The organism is Mesorhizobium sp. M7A.F.Ca.ET.027.03.2.1 (genome assembly GCF_003999175.1).
Taxonomy (GTDB): Bacteria; Pseudomonadota; Alphaproteobacteria; order Rhizobiales; family Rhizobiaceae; genus Mesorhizobium.
In genome coordinates this window covers 1-3883 of sequence record NZ_RZOM01000580.1, presented here as the reverse complement: position 1 = coordinate 3883, position 3883 = coordinate 1, and the positions used below count along the sequence as shown (strand labels likewise).

Annotated in this window: 3 protein-coding genes and 1 pseudogene; 1 reads left to right on the top strand and 3 read right to left on the bottom strand. The window is 64.0% G+C overall.

Annotation, left to right across the window (positions count from 1 at the left end; all coding sequences use genetic code 11):
- Positions 1-217: pseudogene (locus EN750_RS22625) on the bottom strand (EamA/RhaT family transporter); the annotation flags it as partial.
- A gap of 222 nt (positions 218-439) precedes the next feature.
- On the opposite strand from EN750_RS22625, the gene EN750_RS22620 reads away from it, so the two are divergent.
- Complete coding sequence (locus EN750_RS22620; RefSeq protein ID WP_127269182.1) at positions 440-1321, top strand: LysR family transcriptional regulator; 882 nt, start codon at positions 440-442, stop codon at positions 1319-1321.
- Here the strand turns inward: EN750_RS22620 and EN750_RS22615 are convergent.
- Together EN750_RS22615 and EN750_RS22610 are read right to left on the bottom strand one after the other, a co-directional pair.
- Positions 1300-1671, bottom strand: a complete 372-nt coding sequence (locus EN750_RS22615; protein WP_127269183.1) for a glyoxalase superfamily protein — start codon at positions 1669-1671, stop codon at positions 1300-1302. The genes EN750_RS22620 and EN750_RS22615 overlap by 22 nt on opposite strands.
- A gap of 112 nt (positions 1672-1783) precedes the next feature.
- Positions 1784-3883: TIGR02302 family protein (locus EN750_RS22610; RefSeq protein WP_127397697.1), on the bottom strand; the 2100-nt coding region annotated here is incomplete at its 5' end.

Here is a 3883-nt window from a genome sequence, read left to right as displayed (position 1 = left end):
CCGTCAGCATGCCGAATCGCTTCGAAAGTATCGCCCGCAAGCCGACATCGGCATGGACCAGAACGATCAGGATCGGCAGGGCGACGATCGAGCGGATCGCCATCACCTCGGTCACCGGATAACCGCTCGACACGGCTTTGACGAGCGGATCCTGCAGCGAAAAGACCAGCACGCCGAGGCACAGGCTCAGGATGCCGCCCACCATCCGATTCTGCATCTGCATCCAGGCTCCTGCGCGTACGACCCGAAGCTGCCGCCTGCGGGGTAAAAAGAACCCGCCACCGTTTCGGGCAGCGGGCACGAGTGAGGACTCTTGATTGGTCCCCGGCTGATTTCGCAGCCGCATATCCAATGGGTATAGCGACTATCGTCCGCCGTTTGACATGTTGCAAACGAATTGGAATGATGCCAGCAATCAAATTCTCTTATGGCGGATTTCATGCGGCCGACCCTCGACAGCGACCTCCTGCGAACCTTCGTGGCGATTGCCGAGACCGGCAATTTCACCAAGGCGGCGGAGCAGGCCGGCCGCACCCAATCCGCGGTGTCGATGCAGATGAAGAAGCTCGAAGAGCTGATCGGCGCCAGCCTGTTCGAGCGCGGTTCGCGCGGCGTCGCGTTGACGCGGCGCGGCGGCGAACTCATCGTCAACGCCCGCCGCATTGTCTCGCTGCTCGACGAGACGTCGGCATCGATGGCGGCAGCGCCGCTTGGCGGGCCGGTGCGCATCGGCATTCCGGAGGAATATGGCCACGCCATCCTGTCGCGCGCGCTCGGCGCCTTCTCGAAGCGTCATACGCAGGTCGAGGTCACCGTGCGCTATGCCCATTCCGGGGCACAGATGGCAGCGCTTGCTGCCGGCGAGCTCGATCTGTGCGTGGTGTTCGAATGGCAGGATCCCGCCGGCGGCGAAGTGCTGATGCACGACCCGACCGTGTGGGTGACGTCGACCCTGCATCACATGCATGAGGAACAGCCGGTGCCGATCGCGCTCTACAACCGGGCCGGCTGGTGCAAGGACTTCGCCATCAAATCACTGGAGCAGCGCGATCTTGCCTATCGTGTCGCCTATACCAGCGACACCACCGGCGGCCTCAAGCTCGCCGTCACCTCCGGACTGGCGATCGCGCCGATTTCGCGCAGCAACATTCCGGACGGCTGTCGTGAACTGACCACGGCGGATGGATTCGGCGCCATCGATTCCTCCAACGTGGTGATGCACCGCAACCCGAATGCGTCAGGCGAGGCGATCGACGGCATGCAGGATGCGATCCGCGAAGCCTTCGTCAACAGGCTCAGTCAGCCGGCGGCATCCTCGTAGAAATGCAGCCTGTTGCCGAACGGATCGGCGACCGACACCTCGCGGGTCTTCCACGGCGTATCTTCCACGCCCGGCCTGGCGAAGCGGTAGTTTTTGCCGATCAGTTCGCCATGAAGAGCGGTGATGTCCTCGACCTCGATGCGCAGGGCGATGCCGGGTGCACCGTCGCCATGATGTTCGCTGAGATGCAGAACGCAGCCGTCGCGGCCGACCGCCATGTAAAGCGGCGCGTCGTCGGCGAAGCGATGTTCCCACTGCACCTCGAAGCCGAGGAAGCCGACATAGAATTCACGCGCCTTGGCAATGTCGAAGATGCGCAGGATGGGTGTGACGGCGCCAAGTCTGGGCATGGTGGTGCAACCGTGCGAGAGGGTTTTCAGGTGGGATGGACGCGAGCGGCAATCCCTTTGTTTTTTCGCGATTCCGGACGGAAAACCGCTTCACACTTTTCCTGGAATTGCTCTATTTCAGCTCGAGCAGCCGTTCCAGATAGCTGCGTTCGATGTCAGGGCTGAGCGCATTGCCGAGCCGCTTGCGGATCGCTTCCAGTATCTGGCGGGCACGCTGCACGTCGATCTCGTCGGGCACCTTCACCGAATCGCCGAAGTCGGGACCCTGGCTGGCGCGTGGCCGGCCGAGCGGATCACGGTCGGCATTCTGCTGGCGGCCGCCTTCCTCGCCGCCGCCCTGGTCGCCCTGCATGGCCTGCATCTGCTTCATCATGTCCTTGGCGCCCTTGCGCAGCGCTTCCAGCGCCCGGCCCTGATGACCGACGGCCGCATCGCCTTCGCCCTCGCCGAGTGCCTGTTCGGCATTGCCCATGGACTTGCCGGCCTCGCCAAATCCTTCATTGGGCTCCATACCCATGCCTTCGAGGCCCTTCTTCAGCTGATCGAGGTCGCTTTGCAGCTGGCCTTGGCCCTGCTGCAGCTGTTTCAGCGCATCGGCGAATTCCTGGGGTGTCATCGGCTTTTGCCGGGCGAGCGGATCGCGGTCTTCGCCGACGCCGGGTCTGTCCTCATCCTGGCCGCCTTCGCCGAGCTGCTCGTCACGGTTCTGCCCGCGCTGGCGCTCGCCGCGTTGCATCTGATCCATGCGGAAGGTGTCGTTCATCATCTCCTGCTGACGCCGCAGGATCTCACCCAGCTTGTCCATCTGCTGGCGCATCTCGCTGTCCTGCTGGCCGCCTTGCTGCTGACGGCCGGCTTGCAGATTGTTCATCATGTCCTGCAGTTGCGACAGCAGTTGCTGGGCCTTGTCGCGATCTCCGGACTTCGCCAGGTTTTCGATCTGGTCCATCATGCGATCGATGTCGCTCTGGCGCAGTTCCTGGCCGTTCTGCTGCATCTGCGGGGCGTTGGGATTCTGCTTGGCGCGCTCCGCGAATTCCTGCAGGAACTGGTTCATCGCCTCGCGCAGTTCCTTCATCGCCTTTTCGATTTCAGCGTCGCTGGCGCCATTCTTGATGGCGTCCTGCAGCGCCTGTTGCGCCTGGCGCAACCGCTTTTCGGCGGCCGATAGATTGCCTTCCTCGATGCCGAGCGCGATTTCCCAGAGATAGGAGACCTCGCTGCGCAATTGATCGTCGCTCTCGGCCATCTTCAGCCGGGTGCGGGCGCTCATGATGGCGAGATAGTGGGACATGTTGTCGAACGTATCTTCCGGCCGAAGTGTGATGGCGTCCATCAGGTCGAGCACGCGCGGCTTGGCGTTGGCGTCGAGCGCCAGCAGGCGGCGCTGTTCGATCACGGCGCGTGCCAGCGGATTGGTGAAAGGCCGCTCCGGCATCAGCAGCGTCTTGGTTTCGCTCGATGCGGTGTGCCCGGCATCATCGAAGGCGACCAGCGTCAGCTTGATGCTGCTGCCGGCCCAGACATGCTCGGTCAGGTCCTTGGAGGTCTTGGCGGCGTTCGACTTGCCGCCGCGGCGCGGCAGCGTCAGCGGCATTTCAGGTGCACCGTACAGCGGACGCGCATTCGGCGCCTGCGGATCGGCGAGCGCGAACACTGCCTTGGCGGTGGCGGCGCCATAGTCGTCGTCGATCTGGTAGTTTAGCTCGAAGGCGCCGTTTGCGGCGCGCTTGGGCTCGCCGACGAAGCGGATCTGCGGCGGCTTGTCCGATATGACCGCGAAGGCCCAGCGGCCGAGCTGTTCCTCGCCCGACGTCAGCGTCAGCGTACCGTCGCCGGTCAGCTTGCTGGTGAACTGGCGCACCTTGGACGGCGCCGCCAGGCTTGCGGCCGGCTTGGCGGCGGCTTGCGGCGCAGCGGGATCGATGGCGCGGGCGTTGCCATTCTTGTCGGCAAAGCCGAGCGTTTCCTCGCCCGAGCCGCCCGTCACGCGCAGCGAAACGTCACTGCCTTCGGGAACCGTAAAGGTCGGGATCGCCTGGTTGGCGTCGGCGGTCAGGAAGATCGGCGGCTTGCCGGTATAGGCCGGTGGCGTCACCCATGCGTCGATGCGCGGCGGCACGATATCGCGCGCGCCATGGGCATTGAAGCCGTCGCTGATCCTGCCGCCCGTCGGTCCGAAGGAGAAGGCGAAGGCGGTAACGAGCAAAAG

Excerpts from the sequence above, each read along its gene's own strand:
- EN750_RS22620 (WP_127269182.1), top strand. The coding sequence starts at position 440 with ATGCGGCCGACCCTCGACAGCGACCTCCTGCGAACCTTCGTGGCGATT.
- EN750_RS22615 (WP_127269183.1), bottom strand. The coding sequence starts at position 1,671 with ATGCCCAGACTTGGCGCCGTCACACCCATCCTGCGCATCTTCGACATT.